The sequence below is a fragment of the Allobosea sp. 05T438 genome, assembly GCF_056396025.1.
On record NZ_JBFTKQ010000010.1, the window covers coordinates 31,269 to 55,241 of the forward strand.

Below are 23,973 nucleotides of genomic sequence, written 5' to 3' on the forward strand. Positions count from 1 at the left end.
GAGGCCAAGCTCATGTCGAAACGCAATGTTGCCGATCTGATCGTCGAAACCCTGGATCGTGCGGGAGTCGAGCGCATCTACGGCGTCGTCGGCGATAGCCTGAACGGACTGACCGAGGCGCTGCGCCAGACCGGCAAGATCGACTGGGTGCATGTCCGGCATGAAGAGGTGGCTGCCTTCGCCGCCGCAGGCGAATCCCAGATCACGGGCAAGCTCGCAGTCTGTGCCGGCTCCTGCGGCCCGGGCAACCTACACCTCATCAACGGCCTCTACGACGCCCAGCGCAGCCGCACGCCCGTGCTGGCCATCGCCGCGCAGATACCATCGGCGGAGATCGGCGGTGGCTATTTCCAGGAAACGCATCCGCAGAACTTGTTTCGCGAATGCAGCGTCTATTGCGAGATGGTCTCCGACCCCAGCCAGATGCCTTATGTGCTGGAGAATGCGATCCGCGCTGCCGTCGGAGATCGCGGTGTCGCGGTCATCGTGATCCCCGGCGACGTGGCGCTGAAGCCGGCGCCGGCGCGTGATGTCGCGCCCGCCGCAGGGTTGTTGCCGCCGATGCCCGTCGTCACGCCTGCCGAGGCGCAAGTCGAGGCCCTCGCTGCCCTGCTCAACGGAGCACAACGCGTGACGCTGTTCTGCGGCCGTGGCTGTGCCGGCGCGCATCCCCAGCTGATGAAATTCGCCGAGATGCTGAAGAGCCCGATCGTCCACGCGCTCGGCGGCAAGGAGCATGTCGAATACGACAACCCCTATGATGTCGGCATGACCGGCTTCATCGGCTTCGCCTCGGGCTATGAGGCGATGCACGCATGCGATCTGCTGCTGATGCTGGGCACCGATTTTCCCTACAAGCAGTTCCTCCCGAGCGGCATCGCGATCGCGCAGGTCGATATCCGCGCATCGCAGCTCGGCCGCCGCTGCAAGCTCGATCTCGGCATCGTCGGCGATGTCGGCACGACGATCGAGGCCCTGCTGCCGCGTCTCGCGGTTAAGCAGGACCGGACGCATCTCGACGATAGCCTCGACCGCTACCGGCACTCCCGTGAAGGGCTCGATGCGCTGGCGCGCGGCACGCCAGGCCGCAGGCCGATCCATCCGCAATATCTGGCGAAGGTCCTGAGCGACGTCGCCGCGGAGGATGCGGCCTTCACCTTCGATGTCGGCACGCCGACGATCTGGGCTGCACGCTATCTCAAGATGAACGGCAGGCGCCGGTTGGTCGGTTCGTTGGTGCATGGCTCGATGGCCAACGCCATGCCGCAAGCCATCGGCATCCAGGCGGCGCAGCCCAGCCGGCAGGTGATCTCGCTCTCCGGCGATGGCGGCTTCACCATGCTGATGGGCGATCTGATCACGCTCAAGCAACAGAAGCTGCCGGTGAAGATCGTCATTTTCAACAATGGCGTGCTCGGCTTCGTCGCCCTCGAAATGAAGGCTGCGGGCTTCGTGGAACTCGGAACCGATCTTGAGAATCCCGATTTCGCAGCGATGGCGCGCGCCATGGGCATTCATGGCGTCAGGGTCGAGGATCCCGGCGATCTGCCGGGCGCGGTCGCAGACGTGCTTGGCCATAGCGGACCAGCCGTGCTCGACGTGGTGACCGCGACGCAGGAACTCTCGATGCCGCCGGCTATCGCTGTGGAGCAAGCCAAGGGCTTCGGCCTGTGGATGCTGCGGGCCGTGATGAGCGGGCGTGGCGACGAGGTGCTCGACCTCGCCAAGCAGAACCTGCTGCCGCGCTGACCTGACCGGAGCCGAGCCGATCGAACGACGCCAGCCGGGGCCTCGCGGTCCCGGCTCCCGCACCTTATCGCGGGGATCCGATCCTTCCGGCCTTTCCACTGATCGGCTCGCGGTGTTTTCAGCCTCCGGCTGCGGCCAAACGAAAGGGAGGGCGGAGATGATCCGCCCTCCCTTGGTCATTGTTGCGCGTGGGTTGCGGGTCAGCCCTTCACGAAGGCCAGCAGGTCCGGATTGATCACCTCGGCGTGGGTGGTCAGCATGCCGTGCGGGAAGCCCGGGTAGATCTTCAGCGTGCCGTGCTTCAGGAGCTTGGCTTGGAGAAGCGCCGCGTCCTTGTAGGGTACGATTTGGTCGTCATCGCCCTGCATCGCCAGCGTCGGCACGGTGATCGCCTTGAGATCCTCGGTCTGGTCGGTCTCGGAGAAGGCTTTGATTCCCTCGTAATGGGCCAGCGCTCCGCCGATCATGCCCTGCCGCCACCAGTTCTGGATCACCCCTTGCGAAATCTTCGCGCCCTCGCGGTTGAAGCCGTAGAAGGGGCCGGAGGCGACATCGAGATAGAACTGCGCGCGGTTGGCGGCCAGTGCCTTGCGGAAGCCGTCGAAGACCTCGATCGGCGTTCCGCCCGGGTTGCTTGCGGTCTTCAGCATCAGCGGCGGCACGGCGCTGACCAGCACCGCCTTGGCGACGCGGCCATGGGGCTGGCCGAACTTCGCGACATAGCGGGCGACCTCGCCCCCGCCGGTGGAGTGGCCGATATGGACGGCGTTCTTGAGGTCGAGATGCTCGACCACGGCGAAGGCGTCAGCGGCGTAGTGATCCATGTCGTTGCCGGTATCGGCCTGCGACGAGCGGCCATGACCGCGACGGTCATGGGCCACGACGCGGTAGCCGTTCGCGAGGAAAAACAGCATCTGCGCGTCCCAGTCGTCCGAGGACAGCGGCCAGCCGTGATGGAACATGATCGGCTGGGCGCTTTTGGGCCCCCAGTCCTTGTAGAAGATCTCGACGCCGTCCGTGGTCTTGACGTAACCGCTGCTCATGGTCTTGGCTCCTGTCGTGTTTCGAAGGGGTTGTGACGGTTGTGCGGATGCTGCCGCAGGGATCAGGCTCGCTGCAGAAGCGGCGGCCATGCCGGCCATCGCGGCCCGCCGGGTGACGATGAAACTGACGTCGGACATGGCCTTGTCTCCGCATTGGGTAGCTGACGAAGACAGGTTAGGCGGGGGCAGCCGGGGCCGGAATCCTACGCTTGGATCAGCGTCTCATACGAAGGTGTGGGGTGTGCCGGTCAGCCGCGGCTATGCGCCAGCGCCGCGGCCAGGTGATGCGCAATCGTGTCGGGTTCGGCTGGCTTGTCGAGGAAGGCGCAAGCGCCGGCGGCCATGACGCGATCGCGCGTGGCGGCTGTCGGAAAAGCCGTCATGAAGATCATGGGGAAGCTCCGTCCGGTCGCTAGCAGTTCGGCCTGGAGCTGGTCCCCGTTCATTTCGGGCATCTGTATATCGGAGATCATGCAGTCGGGATCGCCCGTCTCGCAATCTGCGAGGAATTCCGGCGCCGAGCCATAGCTGCGGGCTTCGTAGCCCAGCGAGCGGATCAGGCTGGCGAGAGAATTACGAACGCCGTCGTCGTCATCGACGATCGCGACTGTCGGTATGTGATGCATGTCCACGTTTCTTTGTGCCGATGGTCGCACGAAAGGGGACTCCGGTGCGCGGCCTGACCTTGTTATGAAGGATCATGCGTCGTGCGGCCATCATACGCAGGTTTGCACCCGGCACGCTCACGGCTTGTAAACCCCCAGGGCCTCGGCCGTGCGGACGAGGTCGGCCAGCGTGCGCACACCCATCTTTCGCATGACGTTGCCGCGATGGATCTTCACCGTGATCTCGCTGAGGCCGAGCACGCCGGCGACCTGCTTGTTCATCAGTCCGGCGACGACATGCGCCATCACCTCGCGCTCCCTGGCTGTCAGCGTCGCATAGGCTGAACGCTGATCGTCCAGCGCCGCCGTCGCGCTGCGCCGCTGCCGGTCGCGCTCGATCGCAGACGTCACCGCGTCGAGCATTTCCTGATCGCGGAAAGGCTTCGACAGGAAATCGACGGCACCTGCCTTCATCGCCCGCACGGTCATGGGTATGTCGCCATGTCCGGTCATGAAGACGATCGGCAGCGCGATCCCTTGCCGGGTGAGCTGGTCCTGGAAGTCGAGGCCGCTGATTCCGGGCAGGCGCACGTCGAGGATGATGCAGCCCGGCACGTCGGGCAAGCTGCCCTGCAACAGCTCCGCCGGCGCGCCGAAGAGCCGCGTCGCCAGTCCGACCGATCGGATCAGGCTGTCGAGGGATTCACGCACCGCCGGATCGTCGTCCACGATAACGACGAGTGGCGGGCTCGGTGAGGCCGGGGCCGGCTTGACGGAGGTCTGCCTGATCATACCGCGGTACCATGGTGGGAAATAGGAAGGGTCAGGCGGAATGTCGCTCCGCCGTCTGGAGGGTTCTCGACCGAAAGCTTTCCGCCGTGAGCTTCAGCGGTCGTGCGGCAGATCGCAAGACCCATGCCCATCCCCTCCGGCTTGGTTGTGAAGAAGGGATCGAACAGGCGCTCCAGGTGTTGGGGCGAGATGCCGGGACCGGTGTCGCGTAGAGCGATCTCGACAGGACTGCCTTCCATTGGGCAGTGTGTCTGACCGGCGGTGATCGTCAGCAGGCGCCGGCCATCATGTTCAGCCATCGCCTGGCCGGCATTGACCATGAGGTTGACCAGGACTTGCTGGAGCTGGATCCGGTCGCCGATGACAGGCGGCAGGTCCGCCGCGACCTCGACGCGCAACTCGACCTCGGCGCGCGCGAGCTCCCGCTGCACCAGCTGCGCCGCTTCCTCGACCAGCGTCGCGACGTCGAGCGCATTCGACCGGGTCGGTGCCTTGGTCAGGAAGGCCCGAATCCGCTTGACGATCTCGCTGGCGCGCCGCCCTTCGGAAACGACACGCCCGATGGCGCTGTCGACCTCCTGCAGGTCCGGCTGGTCGCGGCGCAGCCAGCGGAGCGCCGCCTCGCCGTTGGTCACGACCGCCATCAACGGCTGGTTGACTTCATGGGCGATCGAGGCGGTGAGTTCCCCCAGGGTCGCCACGCGGGCGGCATGGGCGAGCTCCGCCTGCGCGTGCAGCACCGCGTCCTGCGCCTGCCGACGTTCGGTGATGTCGACGACGAAGACCAGCACGTTGCCGTCGCCGTCATCGACCGTAGGAAAGGTGATGGCGAAGATCACCGGCACGCGACTGCCATCTGCCCTGACGATTTCCGTCTCGCCTTCGTGGAAGCCGTCGCCACGAGCGAAAGCCGCCAGCGCCGGCCCGAAGGTCGGATCGCTGTCGCTCAGCACGTCGTCGACTGTCTGATGGAGATGAGAAGTGCTCTCCGCTCCGATCATGGCAAGAAAGGCCGGGTTGACGTCGACAATCTTCGTCACCTTACGCAGGCGCGCGACAAGGTCTGGCTGAGCGGCCAAATGGCCGGCCAGTGCCTCCTCATCCGCGAGACCGAGCGCAGCAAGTTCGCGACGCGCCGCGCTCCAGTCCTCCTGGACGACGCCGACCCGGGTCGCGTCGAACATGCGCCGGTAGCGTCTTTCGCTCTGAACCAGCGCTGCGTGGGCCGCCTCGCGCTCGGTCACATCCGTATTCGTCTCGAACACGCCGACGATGCGTCCCCTGGCATCGTGTTGGAGGGCCCAGCGACTTTCCACGGTGATCCGCGCGCCGGCCTTGGTCCGATGCTCCAGCGTGCCGTCCCACCGTCCGGTGTCGTGAAGCACGCGGTCGACCGCGTCGCGAGGCCGCGCATACCGCGTCTCCAGCAACTCATCGGCAATGCGGCCCGTCGCCTCGGCGGCAGACCAGCCATAGGTCTCTTCCGCGGCGCGATTCCAGAAGGTGATCTGTCCGAAAGTGTCTCGCACGAAGATCATGTCGTGCGACAGGTTGAGCAACCGGGCTTGCGCCGCGAGCGTCGCCGTGGCCGCCTGGTTCTTCAGGGAGAGCAGCGTCGCGATCATGGTCGCCGCCACGCTGACCAGCGCCCGCAAGGTCGGTGCGCCGGCCAGGCTCAGGCCATGTGTATCGACATAAGCCACGATGGTCAGGATCAGGCTTGTCGCCGCCGCCACGAGGATGTCGCCCCGCCGTCCGGTGCCCGCTGCCAGCAAGACCACCAGAACGTAGAGCACTGCGACCGCGCCCTCCAGCGGCGAGAGCGTATCGAACAGGAAGATGCAGAGCGCGAGCAGAGCCGCCGCGATGCGAAGCGCCGTCGTGTTCATGGCCGGAGAGAAGAAGGAGCGCTGGGGGAGACCGGTGTCCCGCGGGGCGGATCGAGAGGCGCCGTGCCGAGCGGCGGAGAAGCGGGAGGACATGAGAGGCAGCCGATTCCGGTCGCGAGAGCTGACAACGCGCTAGCATAGCTCATCTGCCTCGTCCCCCGCGATCGGCGCGGATGCTTCGATCCGCGGCATCACTTTCGCGAAAGCGGCCGGCGATGAAATCATACAGGGGTTTAGGTCGGCCGGGCGCGCCCTTCGCTGGCGCACATAAACCTAGGTATGAGCTCGACATGCCTTCGTCCGATTCAGGCGGTGGCGGCCGCGGCCTAGGGTCAGGACATCGGGGAGACAGGCTCCTCGAAGCCAACGGAGAGCTGCCATGAACGACCTGTCCACCCATGCCAAGCGCGACGCCGCCTTGCGCACCCCGACCGATCTCGGCGCGAACGCCACGACCGACATCGCAGCCGCGCTGACCGGCGTCCTTGCCGACATGTTCGCGCTCTATCTCAAGACCAAGAACTTCCACTGGCACATGTCCGGCCCGCATTTCCGCGACTACCACCTGATGCTCGACGAGCAGGGCGATCAGATCTTCGCGACCACCGACGCGCTGGCCGAGCGCGTCCGCAAGGTCGGCGGCACGACACTGCGCTCGATCGGCCATATCGGCCGGATGCAGCGGCTGCTCGACAACGATGCGGACTACGTCACGCCGCAGGGCATGCTGGCCGAGCTCGCCGACGACAATCGCAGCCTCACCGGCTTCCTCCGCGCCGCTCACGGCGTCTGCGAGACCCATAACGACGTCGCCTCGACCAGCCTGATCGAGGTCTGGATCGACGAGGCCGAACGCCGGAGCTGGTTCCTCTACGAGACGACGCGGGCGGCGCGCTGAGCGCCGCTGTCCTGAACGGAGGAAGACGACCATGCCCGAACAGCACTCGCAATCGGCCCTGCCTGCTGGCGGGGCCGCCCCGGCCTTCACGCTGCCGGCAACCCCTGACCAGATGGTCTCGCTCGAAGATCTCCGCGGCAAGTCGGTGATCCTCGCCTTCTATCCGGCGGACTGGAGCCCGGTCTGTGGCGACCAGATGGCGCTCTACAACGAGATCCTGCCCGAATTCCACAAGGCCGGCGCGCAACTCGTCGGCATCTCGGTGGACGGCGTCTGGTGTCACGCCGCCTTTGCCGGCGAGCGCAAGCTGCACTTCCCGCTGCTCTCCGATTTCGAGCCGAAGGGCGCGGTCGCGCGCAGCTTCGGCGTCTACCGCGACAAGGAGGGCATCAGCGAGCGCGCCCTCTTTGTCATCGACGGGGCCGGCATCATCCGCTGGAGCTTCGTCTCGCCGCTCGGCATCAACCCGGGCGCCGACGGCATCCTCGACGCGCTCGACAATCTCGGCGCCGCGGCGCCCTCCGAAGGAACTGCGTCATGACCCGTCTCGCGATCCCCGTAGGCAGCCAGGACCATGTCCAGGGCCAGGCCCAGGCCACTGTGACCCTCGTCGAATATGGCGACTATGAATGCCCCTATTGCGGCGAGGCCTATCCCATCTTCAAGGCGGTACAGCGTGCCATGGGGGACCAGTTGCGCTTCGTCTTCCGCAACTTTCCGCTCGCCGAAATGCATCCCCATGCGGTTCGTGCGGCAGAATTCGCGGAGACCGCCGGCGGGTTCGGCAAGTTCTGGCAGGCACATGACATGCTCTACGAGAACCAGACCGCGCTGCGCGACGCCGACCTCTACGCCTACGGCCTGCGCCTCGGTCTCGATACGGACGTCGTCGCGGAAGGCTTCGACGGCCGCTTCGACCGCAAGATCAAGGAGGATTTCACGGGCGGCATCCGCAGCGGTTCCGCGAAAGCTGTGACGGCTTGCTGCACATGCGCGGTGTCGGCCCCGTTCGCCAGCATGAGCCGGCCCAGCCGCAACACGAGGTGCGCCGCATCTGGGGCCGGAGGACGAGAGGCATCCATCACGCGCCCGCGAGGCCCGCGCCGACCATTTCGATCGGCTTCACGACCTTGTCGAACAGCACCTCGTCCACCTTGCCTGACATTAGCGCCGCCTGCCTGAGCGTGAGGCCATCGGCGATTGCTTTTTCTGCGATATGCGCGGCGTTCTGGTAACCGATGACCGGCGAGAGCGCCGTGACCAGCATGACGCTGCCCTCGACATAGTGCTCGATCCGCTCGCGGTTGAGTTCCGTGCCCTCAATGGAGAATTCGCGGAACCTTTCGCAGCCGTCCGCGAGGATGCGGGCCGAATGCAGGAAGTTGTTGATGATGACCGGCCGCATCGCGTTGAGTTCGAGATTGCCCTGGCTGCCTGCGACCGCGACGGCGCCGTCATTGCCCATGACCTGGACGCAGATCATCACCATGGCCTCGCATTGGGTCGGATTGACCTTGCCGGGCATGATCGACGATCCCGGCTCGTTGCTCGGCAGCAGCAGTTCACCGAAGCCGCAGCGCGGGCCGGACGCCAGCCAGCGCATGTCGTTGGCGATCTTCATCAGCGCACGGCCAGCCCACGAAGGGCGGCATGCGCCCGCACCATCGCGTCCAGCGAGCCCTGCGCCGTGAACTTGTTGGGCGCGGTGACGAAAGGCCTGCCGGTGAGTTCGGCGATTTTTACCGCTACATCTACCGAGAAGCCCTTGGGCGCGTTCAGCCTGGTGCCGACCGCCGTGCCGCCGACAGCCAGCTCGTAGAGGCCCTCACGGCTCGCCTCGATGTCGGCGATGGCAGCGCGGATCTGCCCGGCCCAGCCATGCCATTCCTGGCCGACCGTGAGCGGCACTGCGTCTTCCAGATGGGTTCGGCCGATCTTCACCACCTCCATCCAGCCATCGGCCTTGCGCTCGATGGTTTGGGCCAGCTTCTCCACCTGCGGCAGCAACAACGTATCGACAGCCGCGACGGACGCGATATGCATCGCGGTCGGAAACGTGTCGTTCGACGACTGTCCCATGTTGACGTCGTCGTTCGGTCCGATCGGGTGCTGCGAGCCTAGCGTCCCACCCAGCAGCTGTATCGCGCGGTTCGAGATCACCTCATTGACGTTCATGTTCGACTGGGTGCCGGAACCCGTCTGCCTGACGTAGAGCGGGAAATGATCATCAAGCTTGCCGGCGGTAGCCTCGTCAGCGGCTTGGATGATGGCATCGCGTTTCCAGTTCGGAAGGCGGCCGCCGGCAGCGTTCGCCAGCGCGCAGGCTTTCTTGACGATGCAATAGGCGTGGTAGACCGCTTTCGGCATGCGGTCGTCACCGATGTTGAAATGGTGCAGCGAGCGTTCGGTCTGCGCGCCCCAATAGCAGTCAGCCCGCACATCGACTTCGCCCAGCGAGTCGAACTCACGGCGCATACCCGTGGCGTCAATGCCGATCGGGATGTCACGCAGTTTTTCGGTAATCGGGACAGAGATCTCCGCCATGACTGAACTCCTGACTGTTAGCGATGGCTCGATCAACGCGATCAAGCGTTCAGCGACGCGCTCTCAAAGCTCGTCCTTACACGGCAACGGCCAGCACGATTTTCCCGAAGCCGCCGCCGGATTCCATGCAGCGATGCGCCTCGGCGGCCTCCGAGAGCGGAAAGACCCTGCCGACGAGCGGCTTGAGCCGGCCGTCGCCGAACATCGGCAGCGCGCCCTCCGCGAAGCGCCGCAGCATCTCGCGCTTCTCGTCCGGTGTGCGCGATTTCATGACCGTGCCGATGAGGCGCAAGTGATTGTGCAGAAGAACTGCGAGTGGGATCGTGGTGCTGTCTTGGCCACCGAGCAGGCCGACCTGCACCAGACGTCCGCCGGGTGCGAGGCTGCGCAGGTTGCGGGCGAGATAGTCGCCGCCGACGAAGTCGACGACCACATTGACCCCGCGCCCCCCGGTGGCTTCGCGCACGCCCTGCTCGAAGTCCTCGGATCGATAGTCGAACACGGCTTCCGCGCCGAGAAACAGGACGTTGGCGCGCTGTTTTGTATTGGCCGTTGCGAAGACCCGAGCACCAAGCGCGTGAGCGATCTGCGCGGCGGCGGATCCCACACCGCCCGCCGCCGCATGAACGAGCACCGCCGAACCCTGCGCGGCGGCGCCGAGGTGCACGACCGCCTCCCAGGCGGTGACGAACGACTCCATCGTCGCAGCTGCGCCGATGTAATCGATGTGATCTGGAATACGCACCGCCATGCCGCGATCCACGCGGGCATATTCGGCGTAAGCGCCACCGCCGACGATGGCCATCACCCGCTCGCCGGGGCGAATATCGCTGACATCGTTGCCAACGGCGACCACTTCGCCCGCGACCTCCAATCCGAGCAGGTCACTCTCGCCATAGCTTTGGCAACCGTAATAGCCCTGCCGTTGCAGCAGATCGGCACGATTGACGCCGGCAGCCATGACCTTAACCAGGAGGTCGCCGGCGCGAGGTTCCGGCGTCGGCGCCTCGGCAAGGCGGAGAACATCCGCCTTGCCGAAATTGTCGAATACGACCGCTTTCATTTCCCGGCTGCCTTGGCTGTCGCCCGGCGTCCGATGCTGGCAGCAAAGAGCGGCGTCTCGCGGCGATTATGGTCGCCCCCCGCTTCCTGCCGGGCCACCGCAGCTTGCTCGAAGGTCTGGCCGTGCGCGGCGATGAAGTCCATGAAAACGTCTGTCGGGTGCGAGGTGACCCGGTTGGTGTAGCGGGTCTTGCCGCCCTCGATTGCCTCGGCGATCAGTTCCCAGATCACGTTGACCTGCGTGCGTCCGACAGGGGTGAACACATCGGATATCGAGTTCATCCGGCAATAGGCCGCACTTGCCTGCTCGGCCACATAGTGCTGGATCACGAGCCCGGTGCCGATCATCTCGACATTGATCACCATGCGCTGTCCGTCGTCCGTGGTGGTGACGCCGGAGCCGATGTGGTCGGGCGGGCAGCAGCGCAGATACTCGGCCTCCGGCAGGGTGAAGAGCCAGTCGGCGATGTCGATTTTCTCGAACGAGACGTCGATCTCGGCGGCGCAGGCCGATTCCGAGAGGATCTTGTCGGTCAGAACTTTCATGGTCTTTCCCTTTCGAGGGTCCAGGTTGGGCGAGGCCAGCCTTCTACGGGCGGCAAGCGAGCCGCATCTCCGGTGCGTTTCGCAATGAAATCCGTGTCCAGCGGTCTGAGGCTTTGAAGCTGCCTCTGTTTACTCATTGAAGTTGCCGCCCGCAGCGATTTGGAGAAATCATACGCAAGGTTTCGAACGATAAATCAGGGTATATCTCCACATACCAACGTATATATTTGAGTTCTCGCGCTTCCGTCGGATACGCGCAGCTTGATTGAATTTGCTCCTGCCGCCGCGGCCCGAAACGCAACTGCAATTTCAAAACGAGCGAAGGCGTTGTGCGTCTGATTCAGGAGAAGGATAAGCCGCACGCGTCTGCAAACGGCTTTGCGCGGAGAGCAAAGATGAGCCCCCATTTCGCCGAGTTCCTCTCCATCTTCGTCGATGTCGTCCGGGCGGGGAGCTTTTCGGGCGCAGCCCGTAGGCGCGTACTCACGCCCTCGGCGGTCGTGCGTAAGATTGATGCGCTTGAAAAAGATTTGGGTGTCACCCTTCTGGTTCGCTCGACACGTGCGCTAACTCTCACTGACGCAGGCCAGAGGCTGCACGAGCGGGCCCTGCATCTTCTTGACGAACTGGCAGATACGCGCGCCGAAATCTCGGCCCTCGATGGTTGCGTTTCAGGCACGCTGCGGATCGCCTGCTTTCCAACCTTCGGCAAACGCTATGTCCTGCCGGTTATCGCGGCTCTGCAAACCGAACATCCTGCGCTCAATGTCGATCTCGATCTGACGGAGAGGCTGGCCGACCCGGTTGTCGAGCGTCTCGATGTGGTTATCCGCATGGGGGCGCTGGCTGACAGCACGCTGATCGCCACGAGGCTTGCGCCGCTGAACCGGCTGCTGGTGGCAAGCCCGACCTATCTGGCGCGTTCAGGTGCGCCGAGTTGCTTGGCGGATCTGTCGTCTCATCGTCTGCTCGATAAGTTGCATGGCCCTGATCTGCTCGGTTGGCGAAACCTGCTCGGCCGGCCGGCAGGGCATGGGCAAGATGTGGTAACGTTCCGCTCCGACGATTTTGAAGCCCTACGCGGAGCAGCCGAGGCCGGCTTAGGAATTGCGTTCTTATCGAGCTGGGTGGTTGGGCCAGACGTCCGGGCGGGAAAGCTGGCGAGGCTGCCGGTGGGTGACGAAACTTGGAATAAGACAACGGACGGGATTTACCTCCTCCGGTCCTTGCGGCATCCGAGTGCCAAGGTGAGAGCGTTCACCCTGGCACTGCAGAGCTCAATTGGAACGCCGCCAGTCTGGGAACCCTGATTCGCGTGCGTTTGCTCTCAGCGTTGCGCCAAGAAGCTTTGCGGCGGCACCGCCGAGGTCTTTAGTAGCGAAGCCGGAATGCTTGCTGCTCGACACACGGCCAGCGTCGATTCCTGACGCTCGACTGGCCCCACCGCCTCGGGCCATAAAGTGACCGGTTCGGCAGGGAGCGGCCTCCTGCCAGTCAGCAAGGCATGTCTGATTGCTGGTTAGGACCCGGATTTCCGCTTATGTCGCAACCTGGGCGGATGGTTAATGCTAATGAACGGACCTATTAATCCTTAGACAGTGTGAGGCCGCCAGTCACTGTTTTCGTTGGGACGGTATCCGCGCAGAAGGAATGGGGCGCCGTATTGCATCATGGCGGCGCTGGGAGCGCGAACCGGAGCTATTGGCGCCAGCCTGCCGTCTGTCCGCTCGGCTCGAAGCGTCTTTACCCGCGAAGTCTTGGATCAAGCATGTCGCGCAGGAAGTCACCCAGCACATTGGTCGCCAGGACGAGAGCGAAGATCACAAGGCTCGGGATGATCGCAACATGCGGCGCGAAGAAGAAGAAATTGATGCCTTGAGCCGCCATTGTTCCAAGCTCAGGCGCCGGCGGCTGCGTGCCGAGGCCGAGAAAGCCGAGCGAGGCTCCTAGGAGGATGGCCTGACCGAGCCGAAGCGTCAGGAAGACGACGATGGTCGAGAGGCAATTCGGCAGGATGTAGCGAACCAGCAGGCCTCTATCCGTCAGGCCGATGACCCGTCCGGCGGCGATATAGTCCTGTGCGATCACCGTCAGCGCCGCGCCGCGAGCGATCCGCGCCGTGAGCGGGATGGTGGAGATCGCCAGTGCGATGATCACCGACAGCGTGCCCGCGCCGATGATCGCGGCGATCGCGAGCCCGAACAGAATGGCCGGGAACGAGAGCAACACGTCCATCAGGCGCATGATCAGCCCGTCCAGCCGCGGATAGAACGCCGCCAGCATTCCCGCCGCGGTGCCCAGTGCGCCGCCGATGGCGATCGCGCAGAAGCCCATCAGGCCGGTGAGCCGAAGGCCGAACAGAACGCGGCTGAAGATGTCTCGCCCCTGGCCGTCGGTGCCGAACCAATGGGCCGCGCTCGGGGGCTGCATCACCTGCGTCATCTCGATCCGAAGCGGATCGTAGGGAGCGAGAACGGGCGCGAACAACGCCCCCGCTGCCAGCACGAGGAGCATGCCGAGGGCGGCGGTGGCGATCGGATCGGCTGCGAGACGTCGCAGCAGCCGCGCGCTGTTGCTCTGCGGAAGGGCGGAGCCTGGTACCAGCGTCATCGGGCCTGGATCCTCGGATCGAGCACGGCATAGAGCAGATCGACAATGATGTTGATCGCGATGAACCCGAGCGCCAGGGCGATGATCGCGCCCTGCGCCACGGGGAGGTCATTGGCGACGATCGCGCCCACGGCAAGGCGGCCGACGCCAGGCCATGAGAAGATCGTCTCTGTGACGATGGCGCCGCCCATCAAATAGCCGATCTGGAGGCCGATCAGCGTCGTCACTGGGATCATCGCGTTGCGCAGCGCATGGCGCCCGACGATCAGGCGCTCCTCCAATCCCTTGGCGCGCGCCGTCCGGATATGATCCGCACCCAGCACCTCGAGCATGGATGTGCGCGTGATCCGCGCGACCGGGCCGACGAAGATCAGGCCCAGGCACAGCGATGGCAGAACCGCATGGCGAAAGCCGTCGAGGGTCCAGAGCGGGCCGCCGCGCCCGGTGAAGGGCAGCCACTGCAGCTGAAAACCGAAAATCCACAGCAGGATCATGCCGATCAGGAAGACCGGCAGGGAAATGCCAGCGACGGCCCCGCTGATGATCAGCCGATCGAGAAAGCCGCCTCGCGAGACGGCGGCAGCGACGCCGAGCAGGATCGCCAGCGGCACGGCCCAGACCAAGCAGAGAACGATCAGCTCCAGCGTCGCCGTGAACGAACGCGACAGCTCTTCCGCGACCGACATGTTGTTGACCAGCGATGTGCCGAGATCGCCTTGCAGAATGCTGCCGACATAGAGCAGGAATTGCTCCCAGAGCGGGCGGTCCAGCCCCATTTCGCTTCGGATCTGGGCGATGACGGCGCCGGTGGCCGTCGGCCCGGCGCGCACGGTCGCCGGATCCGAAGGAACGAGGTTCAGCAGGGTGAACCCGATCAGCAGGACGCCGAAAACCACCGGGATCGCAAGCAGCAGGCGCTGCGCCGTGTATCTCAGCATGGGGCTGCCTTTCGGGCTCGCTTACGATCAGGCCTGAACCGGCTCGGGAGCCTTGCGAGGCTTCACCTCGTTCGGGCGCAGGACCTGCACGATGAAGTGTTCGAGCTGCGGCTCATAGGCCTCCCAGAGCTGGCGCAGCTTAACCTGCGGCTCCGGCTCGAGGTCGACGCGCAGATCGACCAACGGCCAGTCCTGCTCGTCGACGACGAGGAGAGCCGCCGACATGATCGGCTGCGTCTCGCCACCCGCGGCCAGGCCAGCATCGATCGCGCCCAGCAGCTTCTCGACGAACGGCACACCGGCGGAGCCCTCGAAATATTCGACCATCGCCTTGGGCACGTCGAGGTTCGCGATCACATTGCCGGTCGAGACGCAATTGACGCCCTGGTAGCCCGAATTGATCGAGGGGATCTTCGGCCCGGTGTAGAACGCCGTGCCTCCATCGCGGTCGATGGCTGCGACTTGACGCTGATCAGGGAATTCGCTCTCCGCGATGAGGCGACGCACGGTCTCCTCGGCGCTCAGCCCGGCTGACAGGAAATCGAGCCCCTTCGGACCGAGGCGGATGTCGCTGCGGTGCTGCGAAGTCACGGCGCCGACCTTGGCGCGGGCCCAGGGGCAGCGGTTGCCGACGGCAATGCTCGACGTGGCGATACCGATGCCGAACATGCCCGTCTTTTCGTCACGGGCGATCAAAGAAAATGTCATCTCGTTCTCCTGAAATTGAACAATCTGGCGCGATCAGCGGAACCAGGACCGCGCCCTGTCCTGCAGCGACAGGGCCATGGTCATCGGCGCCATGAACCAGGGGATGCCGTTGTAGTAGGGACGGCTCGGCAGCTCCTGCTGAGCGAAATGGCTCGTCGAGCGGCCGGACAGGACCAGTTCGGCCGTGCAGCGGCCGAGATAGCTGCCCATCACGATCCCCGAGCCGTTGCAGCCGAGCACATGATGGATGTTGCCCCGCCGGCCGATGTGCGGGATGCGGTCGAAAGTGAAGCCGACACGGCCTTCCCAGGCATTGCTGACACGCGTCTCGGCGAGCGAGGGAAAGGACTGCACCATCACCTGCTTAAGGCGACGCGCGATCGCGACCGGGTCGACGCGGTCTACCTGCAACGCCCTTCCTCCGACGAGCAGGCGCCGTCGATCGGGGCTGGCGCGAAATGCGAAGGCGAGCTTGCGCGTGTCGTTGACCAGTTGGCCTCCGGGCAGAAGGCGCTCGACCGCGCTCGCCGCCAGCGGTTCGGTCGCGATCATGTGGCTGCCGACGGCGATGACGCGGCGGCGATACCAGGGCAGCTCGCGCCCGGTATAGGCGTTGGTCGCCAGAATGACGTCGCGAGCGCGGATATCGCCGGCCGCCGTCGTGACCGAGGTGGCCTTGCCGTTCTCGGTCACCCCCGTCACCGGGGTCTGTTCGACGACCTGGACGCCATGTGCACGCGCGAGGCGCAACAAGCCGAGATGATACTTTGCGGGATCGATGCCGCCATCCTCGGGCAGCACCATCGCGCCGTGATAGAGATCGGTCGCCACATGCGCGGGCAACCCGCCCTTGTCGACGGTATGGGCCGGAATGCCGAAGGTCGTGGTCAGGAATGCCGCCTGGCGCTTGAGCATCTCCATGTCCCTGGCGGTCCAAGCGCAGATCAGCCGGCCGGACAGCGCCAGGTCGCAATCGATGTTCTCGTCGCGGACGAACCCGCGGAACCAGCCATAGGCGTTCCAGGTCTCGCTCAGCAGTGCATGCGCCTTCTTCGCCCCGAAATCCTTGGCCAGCGCGGCGTAGCCCTGCCGCAGCCGGCCGCCGATCATTCCGACGCTGCGGGTGCTGGCTCCATGGCCTGCGCTGTGAGCTTCGATGACGACGACCTCGCGACCGGCGCGAGCGAGCGTGATGGCCGCGGAAAGGCCTGCATAGCCGGAGCCGACGATGACGACATCAGCCTCGGCGGGGAGCGACTGGCGAGCGGCCGTGCCCTGGGGCACGGCCTCCCACCAGTAAGGCTCGGCCTTGAAGCCGTCAGCCAATAGGGTCTCGCTCACTTGGCGATCTCGATGTCGAGGCCCTTGTAGACGGCGCTGTTGTAGATGCCGTGCACATCGACGCCCTTGACCCGCTTGGTCGAGAACAGGAACAGGCGCTCGTGAACCAGCGGGATCAGCAGGGCCTGGTCCGCCACGATCTTCTGGACGGCGGCATAGGCTTCGGCCTTCTTGGTCGCGTCGAGGCTGGTCTGGCCGGCTGCGAGCAGATCATCCGTGGCCTTGTCCTTCCAGTTGAAGCGGTTCGGCGCCGGAACGTTGGCGGAGTGGAACATCATCAGCACCTCGCCCGCCGTGGCATAGGGCGAGAACAGGGCGTAGCCGTCGAACTCCGGCGAGGTGTTGATCTGCGCCATCGCGGCCGCGGGCTCGACCAGCAGGAGCTTCAGGTCGATGCCGACCTGTTTCATGTAGCCCTGGATGGCCTCCAGGCGGGAGCGCCACCCGGCCGTGCCGGCGGCCAGGATCGAAGGCGCGAGACGCTCGCCGTCCTTGTAGCGAAAGCCGTCATTGCCGAGCTTCCAGCCGGCCTCGTCGAGCAGAGCCTTTGCCTTGGCCGGATCGTAGACTGCCTCGGCCGCGCCCGAGTAGTCGATGGTGCCGGGGCTGACGAGCGTCTTGGCGGGTCGGGCCTGGCCGAACCACATGCTCTTGGCGAGCGCCTCGCGGTCGACGGCCAGGATCATCGCCTGGCGGACGCGCAAGTCGCTGGTCATCTTGCGGTTAGGGCGCAGGCCCAGATAGGCGGAATAGTTCGAGATGCGCGGCTCGGCCTTGTTCAGCATTGGCATCTTGCTGAGCTGATCGATCGACCATTCCGGCAGCACATAGGAGATGTCTCCCGCGCCCGTCTGCATCGCCGCCAGGATCGCGCTTTCCTCGGGGATGACGCGCCAGACGACGGCTTCGACCTTGGCCGGCCCCTTGTTGTCGTAGATCGCCGGGCCCCATTTGTAGGCATCGTGGCGGGTCAGCACGAACTGGTCGCGCGGACGCCACTCGCCCCAGCAGAATGGGCCGGTGCCGTTGAGGCCCTTGACGCCGAAATCGGCGCCCAGCTTCTCGACATTGGCGCGGTCGATGATGGAGCCGAAGCTCTGCGCGAGGTGCAGCAGGAGCTCGTTGTGCGGCTCCTTCAGCGTGTAGATGACGGTTGTGTCGTCCTTCGCGGTGACGTCGGCGACCTTGCCCAGGCGCCAGGCAGCCGGGGACCGTGTCTCCGGCGCGATCAGGCGCTTCAGCGAATAGACGACGTCAGCGGCCGTGAGCGGCTTGCCGTCGCAGAACTTCACGTCGTCGCGAAGGTTGAAGGTATAGGTTAAGCCGTCATCGGACAGGGTCCACGACTTCGCCAGCAGGGGATGCAGCGTCTTCTGGTCGTCCTCGACCGAGACCAGCGTATCTGCCATCATGAACAGGATTTCGGCCGCGCCACGGCCGGTCGACTTGTGCGGGTCGAAGCCGACGGAATCGTTCCTGACCAGGATGGTCGCCGTCCGTTCCTTGGCCGGCGGATTTGCTGCCGATGCTGGCAGGGCGCCGGAAAGAAGCGCTGCTGCGATAAGACAAGCCCGAGCTATAGCCATCATTCCCCTCCATTATTGGTCGCGAGATAGTCGATTGCCGACAGCGCATGGACGCGCAGAACGGCGAACAGCTCGTCGATCGTGACGTGCTCTTCGCGGTGGCCCATCGTCTTGGGAGAGGGGCCGTAGAGATAGGCAGGAACCCCGCGCCACCGCCAATAGCGCGCGTCCGAGCCGCCGAGGCTGACGATCGGCACGGCCTCCCGCCCCGTCACCTGCCGCGTATTGGCGCGCAGGATGCCGGCCATGTCCCCCTCGGGATCACACCAGCTCGAGGGATAGCTGTGGTCCGGCCGCGTCTCGCGCGTCACCATCGGATAGCGGGCGAGAATGCCGGCGAGCTCGCTCTCGACCCGCTCGATGCTCAGGCCGGGCGGCATCCGGACCTCGACTTCGAGCAGGCACTCGTCCGGCAGCATGTTGACCTTGAGCCCGCCGCGGATCACCCCGATGTTCACCGTCGCACGGTCGGCGATGTCGGCGGCGCCGTCGCCGAGGCTGATGTTCATCGCCTCACGCGCCGGCGCGGAGCCGATCACGGCACTGACCGCTTCCGGCAGTTCGGACCGGAGCTCCGCCAGCGCTTCCAGATCCGTCGCCAGGCGACAGGCGATCTTGATCGCACTGTCGCTGAGATGCGGGTAGGCGCCATGGGCTCCACGGGTGCGAACCGTCAGCGCCATCCGCAGCGCGCCCTTTTCGCCGAAGCGCAGGGTGGCCAGGCCGCTTGGCTCGCCGTTGAGGCAGCAATCTCCGATCACCTCCTCAGGGATCGTCTCCATGAGATGACGCGTGCCGTAGCGGCCACCTGTCTCCTCGTCGGACACCACCGTCAGCGTCAGGCGCCCGCGCAGCTCCGGCATCAGCTCCGCGAGGTAGCGGTAGGTGTAGATCGAGGCCGTCGTGCCGCATTTCATGTCCGCGGCGCCGCGCCCATAGATGCGGCCGTCGACAACTTCGCCGCTCCACTGGCTGCGCTGGCCCGGCAGTTCCTCGATCGCCGGGAATACGTCCATGTGGCCGTTGAGGATGAGGTGCCGCCCCGGCTGCGCCGCCGAGACCGAGCCGACAATGTTGGGCAGATGCTCTTGGGCGCTCAGCACGCGGAAGGGCAGCCCGCGCTCGGCGAGGAAGCGCTCGACATGGGCGCTCGCGAGGCGGGTATCGCCGGGAGGGTTCGGGGACTTTGCCTGCAGGAATGCCGAGAGGAAGGCGATGATCTCCTCGCGATCACGCTCGATCCAGCCAAGCACGCGCTGCTTCAAACTATCTGCTTCGGTCACGATAAATCCGCTTGTTAGCGCTAACGTTAGCGATAACATCCAGGTTTATGTTTTGCCCGCTGTCAAGTAGGGTACGACTCAAACCAGCCGCGACGATGCTCAAAAGGCGTGCAGCAGAGCCGATCTATGAACCATGATCCCGTGAAGCGATTGCCGGGCTGGGCCACCATGTCCGATGTCGCGCATGCCGCCGGCGTCTCGCTTATGACGGTCTCCCGCGTCTACAAGAACCCGTCCGCCGTGAGCGCCGGGACACGCGCGCGCGTGTTGAACGAAGGCGAGCGCCTGGGCTTCGTTCCGAACATGCTCGCCGGCAATCTCGCCTCGGGCCGCAGCGCCATGATCGGGATCGTCGTGCCATCCCTCCGCAACTCCAACAACGCCAACAGCATTCAGGGCATGGCCGATCGCCTCAGGCAGGCCTCCTATCAGTTCATGATCACGAATACCGGCTATTCGCCGGATGCGGAGGCCTCAGCGGTGGAGGCTTTCATCCGCCGGCGGCCGGACGGCCTCGTGCTGACGGGCACCCGCCACAGCGATGAGACCTACGCGCTGCTGCGCGGCTCCGGCCTGCCCGTCGTCGAGGTCTGGGAGACGGAAGGGCCGATCATCGACATGGCGACAGGGTTCCGAAACCGCGAGGCGGGAACCGAGATCGCGAACTACCTGATCGCCAGGGGTTACGATCGGATCGGATATGTCGACTATCCGGTATCCGGCCTGCGACGCTACGAGGCTCGCCGGGACGGAGCGCTGGAGGCGCTGCGCCAGGCGGGCCTGCCGGCCGATATCGTGGTTTCACCCCTGTCTTCGGATGGGGCGGAGGATGCATCTAGCTTTCGTGGAGGAGCGAGCGGGCTGCAGCAGTTGCTCGATGCAGGCGGCGTGCGGGCCGTACTCTGCGCATCGGATCTCCTGGCCGTCGGTGTCATCTTCGAAGCGCAACGCCGCGGCCTGCGGATCCCGGAGGATCTCGCCGTTGCAGGGTTCGGCGACTTCGAGATCGCGGCCGAGATCCCTCCCGGTCTGACGACCATCAGGACCCAAGGCTATCAGATGGGTTGGGCGGCCGCTGATATGCTGATCTCCCGCATCGAGGGCTCGCCGATCGATGCGGCGATCAAGAATGTAGATTATGCTCTTGTACAGAGAGGCAGCGCCTGAGCGAGCTGGGTTGGGCGTAATTTAGGCGGCCCGGCACTACGCCCGACGGCCGCTGGTATTTTGGCTGCCGCCGTCGTGTTTGTGGGCGCGAATTCGGCCTCCGTAACTGCGCGCTATGCACATCGCGTCCTGCACCGCGAAGGTCCGGTTTCGGACGAGGAGCTAGAGTCCGCTTCTGGCGCGATGAAGCCTGAAGGCTCCCACGGAAACCTCCCGATTGGATCAGGACGCCGAGCCGAGAGGTGTTAAACTCCGACCTCCCCTTCTCCTCACCGTCCTAGTGGCACACCCGCGACGCGTGAACCTGCGGCAGGACAATGCCAGGGGTCTCGATGCCTTGGGAACCAGCGCTCCATGTCGTCGATCAATACTCTTCGCGGGCTAAGTTACCCGCGCAGCACCTGAGCCGAGCTGGCCGCTGTCGGAGCTAATTCCGACACGCTAGTCAGCCAATATCGATGCAGCGTCGACCGACCAGCTAATCGCGACGCGATCTCCCTCTTTCGGCGCGAAATGCTGTGCTGCGTGGCCGGTGTCCGCAAGGAAAACCGTCCCGTCATCCGTCCTCATTTCATAGCGAACGGTAGCGCCCATATAGCTGCGCGAGACGACCGTCCCGACAAGTTCGTCGCGGCCGCCTCTGGGAAGGGTCACGTCGAGCTTCTCGTATCTCAAGGCGAACAGAACCTTCTGTCCCGGCTGAATCGATGGGGGTATCCGGCATGTCAGGGATGCCGCCCCGGTGGTCACCATGCCGACTCGATCGGGCCCGACTGAGTGGACGCTGCCTTCGAGGAAGTTGGAATGGCCCATGAATTGCGCGACAAATCTCGAATTGGGGCGCTCGTAAACCTCTTCCGGCGTGCCGACCTGAATAATCCGTCCATTGCCCATCACTGCAATCCGGTCGGACATGGTCATTGCTTCAGTCTGGTCGTGCGTCACGAATATGAAGGTTCGCCCGGTTTCCCTGTGAAGCCGCTTGAGCTCGTCCTGCATCTGCAGACGCAACTGCAGATCCAAAGCTCCCAGCGGTTCATCGAGAAGCAGGACGTCGGGTTCGTTGACGAGTGCGCGTGCCATCGCAATGCGCTGCTTCTGACCGCCTGACAGGGCGTCGATTTTGCGCCCTCCCATTTCAGAAAGACGGACCAACGCCAGTGCCTCGTCGACCTTTCTCGCTATCGTCCTGGCATCGAGCTTCTTCATCTCCAGGCCAAAGCCGATGTTTTCGGCCACGGTCATGTGCGGGAAGAGGGCGAGATGCTGGAAGATCATGTTTGTGCGCCGGCGATACGGCGGGTCTTCGATCACACTGCGGCCACTGATCGAAATATCGCCCGAGGTGGGCGTCTCAAATCCTCCGATCATCCTCAACAGGGTGGTCTTGCCGCAACCGGACGAACCCAGCAGGGAGAAAAACTCTCCCTGCCTGATATCGAGATCGGTCTCTCGCAGGACCTTTACCTGACCGAAGGACTTGGAGACTGCGCGGATTGAAACTGCGCTGGGAGGCGCCGCCCTATCGGCCTGGCTCAAGTTTGCATCCATCAGGTCCACCTGCTTAGCCACAGCCACCATGGTGCCATCCCTTCAATTGATGTCGAAAGCCTGCGAGGCTTTATCGGTTAGAAGAGGATGTGCTTCTTGAAGGCCTGATGCGTGACTTTCCCTTCGAAATGAGGAAACCGACCCGCGTCCTCACGCGCACGGATGCGTGCTTCCGAAGCGAGGGCAGCGTTGAGAGCGTCGACCGAGTCGAACGTGAATTCACCCAGCATGAAAGACGTGCCCGGGTTGATCTTCAGAGGATCGTGCCAGCCCTCGACCGGCAAGTGAACGATTGCCGACCGGATGCCGGGGTAGCCCTTCATGAACGAGCCGTGAGTGTTCATGTAATAGTCGACAAACCGCTCTGGCTCACTGGACTGCCCCTCATAGCGAACGAAATAACCGATCGACATGCCATTCTCCCTTGGTCGGCGACCGGCCAAGCCGGCCGAAAATAAGCTGAGGGCTCCGGCCTCGGCCGGCCGGAGCAGTTGTCGGTGCGGACGTTGTCAGGGGCCGCGACTTACGCGCTCTTCACCCGGTTCCAACCTTCGATCCATTTCGCGATGGCCGGCGGGAACCCGAGTCCGTGATGCTTGGTCGAACCATCGAGAACGCCGTAGCCGAAGCGCTTCCGCTCCTCGGCTGTGAAATCCTGGCTGCCGAGATTCGAGGTCGAGAGGTAGCCGGAGACCTTCGTCACCTGCGAAGCGTAATCCTTGCCCAGCATCGCATTGATCACGGCCTGAGAGGCTTCCAGGTTCTTGGAGTCGCGTGGCACGAATGCCGAATGCGCGAAGGAGAGCACCCCCTCCTTTGGCCATGCATTGGTGACCTTGAAGCCCTTGCGCTGCAGTTCGGCGCGAACCGGGATCGGTCCGTAAAGACAAGCGACCTCGCCCGTCGCGAGCAAGTTCGTGCCTTGAGCAAACGTCGACCAGATGGTGCGGATGTTCTTCTTGCGGGAGATCAGGAATTTGACGACCTCGTCGAGGTCCTTCCCTTCCAGCTCCTCGGGCTTCTTGTTCCCAAGGTGAAGGCCGGCCGCCATGATCATCTGGTGTGCGGCGTCGTACCACGCAATCCGCCCGGCATATTTGTCTTCGAACAGGGGTGCCCAGGACTGCGTGAAGGGATCATTCTCCGGCATCTGCTCCGTGTTGTAGATCACCGAGTCGAAGCCCCAGAACACCGGCACCATAAAGATTTTGCCGTCGCGGTCGGCGACATCCTTTTTGAAGGCGTCTGCGACCTGGCTGAAGTTCGACATCTTCGCGGTATCGATGGGCAGGACGAGCTCGCTCCCGGGCTTCGGTCCCATGATCGGCTTGCGAACGAAATCGGAGCCCGCGATGAGCAGGTCGTAACGACCTGTGCCGCCGGGTGCCGTAAGGCGGGAGACGACGTCGGTCGTCGACTGCCAAGGCGCATCGTTGATCTTGCCGCCGGAGGCACCTTCGAGAACTGCGCGGAGAGGGCCGCCGATCGCCGCATTGACCATGACGATATCGATGGAGGCGGCTGCCTTCGCAGCGCCGCCCCAAAGCCCGAGGCTCGCAGCGGCGCCAATGCCCGCGCCGCCTTTCAGCAGAAGCCGGCGGTTCAGGCCCGATGATGTGGAATTCAGTTTCGACATGCTGTTCCCCTCGTTCCGTTCTTGT

At 64.4% G+C, this 23,973-nt stretch carries 21 protein-coding genes and 1 pseudogene; 6 read left to right on the plus strand and 16 right to left on the minus strand.

Annotation, left to right across the window (positions count from 1 at the left end; translation table 11 throughout):
* Window positions 1-12 precede the first annotated feature (12 nt).
* The gene (gene poxB / locus AC1DIN_RS19185; protein WP_476810948.1) at window positions 13-1,749 is read left to right on the plus strand and encodes a ubiquinone-dependent pyruvate dehydrogenase; all 1,737 of its coding nucleotides are present in this window, start codon (window positions 13-15) and stop codon (window positions 1,747-1,749) included.
* Between the two features lie 200 nt (window positions 1,750-1,949).
* Here the strand turns inward: poxB and AC1DIN_RS19190 are convergent, their stop codons facing one another.
* From AC1DIN_RS19190 to AC1DIN_RS19205, 4 genes are all read right to left on the minus strand, one after another.
* Window positions 1,950-2,930, minus strand: coding sequence for an alpha/beta fold hydrolase (locus AC1DIN_RS19190; RefSeq protein ID WP_476810949.1), 981 nt, complete (start codon window positions 2,928-2,930; stop codon window positions 1,950-1,952).
* A gap of 110 nt (window positions 2,931-3,040) precedes the next feature.
* On the minus strand, window positions 3,041-3,418 hold the full coding sequence (locus tag AC1DIN_RS19195; RefSeq protein WP_476810950.1) for a response regulator transcription factor: 378 nt from the start codon (window positions 3,416-3,418) through the stop codon (window positions 3,041-3,043).
* A 117-nt stretch (window positions 3,419-3,535) separates the two neighbouring features.
* Window positions 3,536-4,189, minus strand: a complete 654-nt coding sequence (locus AC1DIN_RS19200; protein WP_441471830.1) for a response regulator transcription factor — start codon at window positions 4,187-4,189, stop codon at window positions 3,536-3,538.
* The gene (locus AC1DIN_RS19205; RefSeq protein ID WP_476810951.1) at window positions 4,186-6,171 is read right to left on the minus strand and encodes a PAS domain-containing sensor histidine kinase; all 1,986 of its coding nucleotides are present in this window, start codon (window positions 6,169-6,171) and stop codon (window positions 4,186-4,188) included. The genes AC1DIN_RS19200 and AC1DIN_RS19205 overlap by 4 nt, the downstream gene beginning before the upstream one ends.
* A gap of 286 nt (window positions 6,172-6,457) precedes the next feature.
* Between AC1DIN_RS19205 and AC1DIN_RS19210 the strand changes: the two genes are divergently transcribed.
* From AC1DIN_RS19210 to AC1DIN_RS19220, 3 genes are read left to right on the plus strand one after another with little or no spacing between them, the layout of a single operon-like run.
* Window positions 6,458-6,976 (plus strand): Dps family protein, encoded by a 519-nt coding sequence (locus AC1DIN_RS19210; protein ID WP_476810952.1) that lies wholly within the window; start codon window positions 6,458-6,460, stop codon window positions 6,974-6,976.
* Between the two features lie 31 nt (window positions 6,977-7,007).
* On the plus strand, window positions 7,008-7,517 hold the full coding sequence (locus tag AC1DIN_RS19215; RefSeq protein WP_476810953.1) for a redoxin domain-containing protein: 510 nt from the start codon (window positions 7,008-7,010) through the stop codon (window positions 7,515-7,517).
* Window positions 7,514-8,158: a DsbA family protein gene (locus AC1DIN_RS19220; protein WP_476810954.1), complete on the plus strand. Its 645-nt coding sequence runs from the start codon at window positions 7,514-7,516 to the stop codon at window positions 8,156-8,158. The genes AC1DIN_RS19215 and AC1DIN_RS19220 overlap by 4 nt, the downstream gene beginning before the upstream one ends.
* Here AC1DIN_RS19220 and fumC read toward each other — a convergent pair.
* The 3 genes and pseudogenes from fumC to AC1DIN_RS19235 form a co-directional block, all read right to left on the minus strand.
* A pseudogene (gene fumC / locus AC1DIN_RS19225) lies at window positions 8,058-9,451 on the minus strand (class II fumarate hydratase). The gene AC1DIN_RS19220 and the pseudogene fumC sit on opposite strands and share 101 nt — an antisense overlap.
* A gap of 145 nt (window positions 9,452-9,596) precedes the next feature.
* Window positions 9,597-10,583, minus strand: a complete 987-nt coding sequence (locus AC1DIN_RS19230; protein ID WP_476810955.1) for an NAD(P)H-quinone oxidoreductase — start codon at window positions 10,581-10,583, stop codon at window positions 9,597-9,599.
* The gene (locus AC1DIN_RS19235) at window positions 10,580-11,128 is read right to left on the minus strand and encodes a hypothetical protein (protein ID WP_476810956.1); all 549 of its coding nucleotides are present in this window, start codon (window positions 11,126-11,128) and stop codon (window positions 10,580-10,582) included. The genes AC1DIN_RS19230 and AC1DIN_RS19235 overlap by 4 nt, the downstream gene beginning before the upstream one ends.
* Before the next feature lie 395 nt (window positions 11,129-11,523).
* On the opposite strand from AC1DIN_RS19235, the gene AC1DIN_RS19240 reads away from it, so the two are divergent.
* Window positions 11,524-12,438: a LysR family transcriptional regulator gene (locus AC1DIN_RS19240; RefSeq protein ID WP_476810957.1), complete on the plus strand. Its 915-nt coding sequence runs from the start codon at window positions 11,524-11,526 to the stop codon at window positions 12,436-12,438.
* A gap of 433 nt (window positions 12,439-12,871) precedes the next feature.
* Here the strand turns inward: AC1DIN_RS19240 and AC1DIN_RS19245 are convergent, their stop codons facing one another.
* Genes AC1DIN_RS19245 through AC1DIN_RS19270 form a run of 6 tightly spaced genes read right to left on the minus strand, consistent with a single transcriptional unit; the run spans window position 12,872 to window position 19,594 of the window.
* The gene (locus AC1DIN_RS19245; RefSeq protein ID WP_476810958.1) at window positions 12,872-13,738 is read right to left on the minus strand and encodes an ABC transporter permease; all 867 of its coding nucleotides are present in this window, start codon (window positions 13,736-13,738) and stop codon (window positions 12,872-12,874) included.
* Window positions 13,735-14,676 (minus strand): ABC transporter permease, encoded by a 942-nt coding sequence (locus AC1DIN_RS19250; protein WP_441471841.1) that lies wholly within the window; start codon window positions 14,674-14,676, stop codon window positions 13,735-13,737. The genes AC1DIN_RS19245 and AC1DIN_RS19250 overlap by 4 nt, the downstream gene beginning before the upstream one ends.
* A gap of 27 nt (window positions 14,677-14,703) precedes the next feature.
* Window positions 14,704-15,384: a DUF1028 domain-containing protein gene (locus AC1DIN_RS19255; RefSeq protein WP_441471842.1), complete on the minus strand. Its 681-nt coding sequence runs from the start codon at window positions 15,382-15,384 to the stop codon at window positions 14,704-14,706.
* A gap of 33 nt (window positions 15,385-15,417) precedes the next feature.
* Window positions 15,418-16,725: an NAD(P)/FAD-dependent oxidoreductase gene (locus tag AC1DIN_RS19260; RefSeq protein WP_476810959.1), complete on the minus strand. Its 1,308-nt coding sequence runs from the start codon at window positions 16,723-16,725 to the stop codon at window positions 15,418-15,420.
* On the minus strand, window positions 16,722-18,311 hold the full coding sequence (locus AC1DIN_RS19265) for an ABC transporter substrate-binding protein (protein ID WP_441471844.1): 1,590 nt from the start codon (window positions 18,309-18,311) through the stop codon (window positions 16,722-16,724). The genes AC1DIN_RS19260 and AC1DIN_RS19265 overlap by 4 nt, the downstream gene beginning before the upstream one ends.
* Window positions 18,311-19,594 (minus strand): M20/M25/M40 family metallo-hydrolase, encoded by a 1,284-nt coding sequence (locus AC1DIN_RS19270; protein ID WP_476810960.1) that lies wholly within the window; start codon window positions 19,592-19,594, stop codon window positions 18,311-18,313. The genes AC1DIN_RS19265 and AC1DIN_RS19270 overlap by 1 nt, the downstream gene beginning before the upstream one ends.
* Before the next feature lie 126 nt (window positions 19,595-19,720).
* Between AC1DIN_RS19270 and AC1DIN_RS19275 the strand changes: the two genes are divergently transcribed.
* Window positions 19,721-20,761: a LacI family DNA-binding transcriptional regulator gene (locus AC1DIN_RS19275; RefSeq protein ID WP_476810961.1), complete on the plus strand. Its 1,041-nt coding sequence runs from the start codon at window positions 19,721-19,723 to the stop codon at window positions 20,759-20,761.
* A gap of 441 nt (window positions 20,762-21,202) precedes the next feature.
* On the opposite strand, the gene AC1DIN_RS19280 is transcribed toward AC1DIN_RS19275, so the two are convergent.
* The 3 genes from AC1DIN_RS19280 to AC1DIN_RS19290 form a co-directional block, all read right to left on the minus strand.
* Complete coding sequence (locus AC1DIN_RS19280; protein WP_441471847.1) at window positions 21,203-22,342, minus strand: ABC transporter ATP-binding protein; 1,140 nt, start codon at window positions 22,340-22,342, stop codon at window positions 21,203-21,205.
* A gap of 47 nt (window positions 22,343-22,389) precedes the next feature.
* Window positions 22,390-22,725 (minus strand): EthD family reductase, encoded by a 336-nt coding sequence (locus tag AC1DIN_RS19285; protein WP_441471848.1) that lies wholly within the window; start codon window positions 22,723-22,725, stop codon window positions 22,390-22,392.
* A 110-nt stretch (window positions 22,726-22,835) separates the two neighbouring features.
* A complete protein-coding gene (locus AC1DIN_RS19290) occupies window positions 22,836-23,948 on the minus strand; it encodes an ABC transporter substrate-binding protein (protein WP_441471849.1) in 1,113 nt (370 codons plus the stop codon).
* Window positions 23,949-23,973: the final 25 nt, after the last annotated feature.

Coding starts and splice junctions, on each gene's coding strand:
- poxB (WP_476810948.1), top strand. CDS start 13: ATGTCGAAACGCAATGTTGCCGATCTGATCGTCGAAACCCTGGATCGT.
- AC1DIN_RS19190 (WP_476810949.1), bottom strand. CDS start 2,930: ATGTCCGACGTCAGTTTCATCGTCACCCGGCGGGCCGCGATGGCCGGC.
- AC1DIN_RS19195 (WP_476810950.1), bottom strand. CDS start 3,418: ATGCATCACATACCGACAGTCGCGATCGTCGATGACGACGACGGCGTT.
- AC1DIN_RS19200 (WP_441471830.1), bottom strand. CDS start 4,189: ATGATCAGGCAGACCTCCGTCAAGCCGGCCCCGGCCTCACCGAGCCCG.
- AC1DIN_RS19205 (WP_476810951.1), bottom strand. CDS start 6,171: ATGTCCTCCCGCTTCTCCGCCGCTCGGCACGGCGCCTCTCGATCCGCC.
- AC1DIN_RS19210 (WP_476810952.1), top strand. CDS start 6,458: ATGAACGACCTGTCCACCCATGCCAAGCGCGACGCCGCCTTGCGCACC.
- AC1DIN_RS19215 (WP_476810953.1), top strand. CDS start 7,008: ATGCCCGAACAGCACTCGCAATCGGCCCTGCCTGCTGGCGGGGCCGCC.
- AC1DIN_RS19220 (WP_476810954.1), top strand. CDS start 7,514: ATGACCCGTCTCGCGATCCCCGTAGGCAGCCAGGACCATGTCCAGGGC.
- AC1DIN_RS19230 (WP_476810955.1), bottom strand. CDS start 10,583: ATGAAAGCGGTCGTATTCGACAATTTCGGCAAGGCGGATGTTCTCCGC.
- AC1DIN_RS19235 (WP_476810956.1), bottom strand. CDS start 11,128: ATGAAAGTTCTGACCGACAAGATCCTCTCGGAATCGGCCTGCGCCGCC.
- AC1DIN_RS19240 (WP_476810957.1), top strand. CDS start 11,524: ATGAGCCCCCATTTCGCCGAGTTCCTCTCCATCTTCGTCGATGTCGTC.
- AC1DIN_RS19245 (WP_476810958.1), bottom strand. CDS start 13,738: ATGACGCTGGTACCAGGCTCCGCCCTTCCGCAGAGCAACAGCGCGCGG.
- AC1DIN_RS19250 (WP_441471841.1), bottom strand. CDS start 14,676: ATGCTGAGATACACGGCGCAGCGCCTGCTGCTTGCGATCCCGGTGGTT.
- AC1DIN_RS19255 (WP_441471842.1), bottom strand. CDS start 15,384: ATGACATTTTCTTTGATCGCCCGTGACGAAAAGACGGGCATGTTCGGC.
- AC1DIN_RS19265 (WP_441471844.1), bottom strand. CDS start 18,311: ATGGCTATAGCTCGGGCTTGTCTTATCGCAGCAGCGCTTCTTTCCGGC.
- AC1DIN_RS19275 (WP_476810961.1), top strand. CDS start 19,721: ATGAACCATGATCCCGTGAAGCGATTGCCGGGCTGGGCCACCATGTCC.
- AC1DIN_RS19280 (WP_441471847.1), bottom strand. CDS start 22,342: ATGGTGGCTGTGGCTAAGCAGGTGGACCTGATGGATGCAAACTTGAGC.
- AC1DIN_RS19285 (WP_441471848.1), bottom strand. CDS start 22,725: ATGTCGATCGGTTATTTCGTTCGCTATGAGGGGCAGTCCAGTGAGCCA.
- AC1DIN_RS19290 (WP_441471849.1), bottom strand. CDS start 23,948: ATGTCGAAACTGAATTCCACATCATCGGGCCTGAACCGCCGGCTTCTG.